The organism is Pseudomonas reinekei, assembly GCF_001945365.1.
Lineage (GTDB): Bacteria > Pseudomonadota > Gammaproteobacteria > Pseudomonadales > Pseudomonadaceae > Aquipseudomonas > Aquipseudomonas reinekei.
Map to the genome: position 1 here is coordinate 1 of NZ_MSTQ01000046.1, position 1,763 is coordinate 1,763.

Here is a 1,763-nt window from a genome sequence, read left to right on the forward strand (position 1 = left end):
ACTGTCCCGATCGCCACCAGCAAAACCATGTCATGCCAGCTCAACCTGCCGTGGTTCGTGCAGAACACCGAATACCATCCGGTGCCCGCGACGTTCGAACCGCTGGTGAACGGCGCGCGTGCGTTCGGCGCGGTCTATGACGCCATCCTCGCCGCTAAAAGCAGCGTGGAAATCATCTGCTGGGGTTTTCAGCCTTCGATGTATTTCAAACGGGGCGATACCCGCTCGCTGTGCATTGGTGATCTGCTGATCCAGAAAGCCAACGAAGGCGTTCAGGTGCGGATCCTGTGCTGGTACGACACGTTGCGTGTCGCCCAGACTTCGGAAAACTCGACCCCGGGTGATAACGTTTCCAATTGGTTTGGCAAGTTCAGGCAAAACCGAAACGACGCGCAAGTCGAGTATGACAAGTTGTGGTATCGCCAGATTCGGCTCGCCTATACCGGCGCTGAAACCGGGCCGATCGAGCTGGGACAACGCTTCTTTCGCATGCTGAAGTGGGGTAGCGATCCCGGCCTGGGCATCAAGAATATCGAATTCGTCACGCGCGACTTTGGCTTGCTGGACCGAGCAGAAATTGCCTGGCGCCTGGCGGTGAATGCGCTGGATGAAAATCGCGACATGACCAACAAAGTCATGAGTTCGGTGGCGATGTTTGCCGAGCCGAGCCATCACCAGAAGATGGTGCTGGTGGACTACGAAAAACCGGAGGATGCCGTCGGGTTCGTGATGGGGCACAACACGCTGGATGCCTATTGGGACGACGATCATCACAGCCATGAACGGCATCATCCGCAATTCGGGCGCAACGGCGAGACACCCAGGCAGGACATTTCCAGCCGTGTGTCCGGCCCGGTGCTGGAATTTCTGAATCACAATTTTTGTACTGCCTGGAAAAAAGAAACGCGCATTGACCTGCTGGGGCCTCGTCGACACATCGCCCGGCAACTGCGCCTGCGTCCCGGCCATGGCACACCGGTCATGGCGCAGGTACTCAGAACCCAGAGTCAGGACAACAAGAGAGACATCGAGAAGCTCTACCTGCAGGCCGTCAACAACACGACTCAATTCATCTACATCGAGAACCAGTATTTCCGCTGGCCGCCGCTGGCTGAAAAAATCAAAAGCGTCGTGAAAAATCTTTTGGACTGGGGGCGCGATCTCGAAAAGGACGGGCCGGTGTATCTGTTCGTTGTGACGAACTCCAACAGCGAGGCCATCGGTGATGGCTCGGTCAATACATTTCGCATGCTGAAACAGTTGGGCCGCCCGGAACTCATGCCGGGCATCGCCAGGGCTGAACGGCATGACGAATTGCTGGCCGACATCGCCCAGGCCAAACAAGCCGAACGCGTGGCTGCGGTGAATGCCCGCCTTTTCAAAGAGAAATACGACACCGGCCATGACGAACCGGCGGCTCAGTACTACGAGATGTTGAAAGAAAATCATCAGCGAGCTCGCGCCAAGGTCGCGCAGCTTGAAAAAACGCTGCCAGAGAAGCTTCAGGCCGTGATCTCCCCCTCAGAAATCCCCGGCCTGAAAGTCCACATTTGTACCTTGGTAGCCCCCGATTCCCCACCCGATAACTGGATGGATGTGTATGTGCACAGCAAGTTGATGATCGTCGACGATGTGTTTACCACATTGGGTTCCGCGAACATCAACACGCGCAGTATGCAGGTGGACAGTGAGTTGAATATTTGCATTGAGGATCCTGCGGTGACCAGGCCGTTAAGGGAGCATTTGTTTGGGGTGCATACGGG

At 56.2% G+C, this 1,763-nt stretch carries 1 protein-coding gene; it reads left to right on the plus strand.

The window, feature by feature from the left end:
- Positions 1-1,763, plus strand: a 1,763-nt coding sequence (locus BVK86_RS28860) for a phospholipase D-like domain-containing protein (RefSeq protein WP_075949610.1), incomplete at both ends; no start/stop codon positions are given.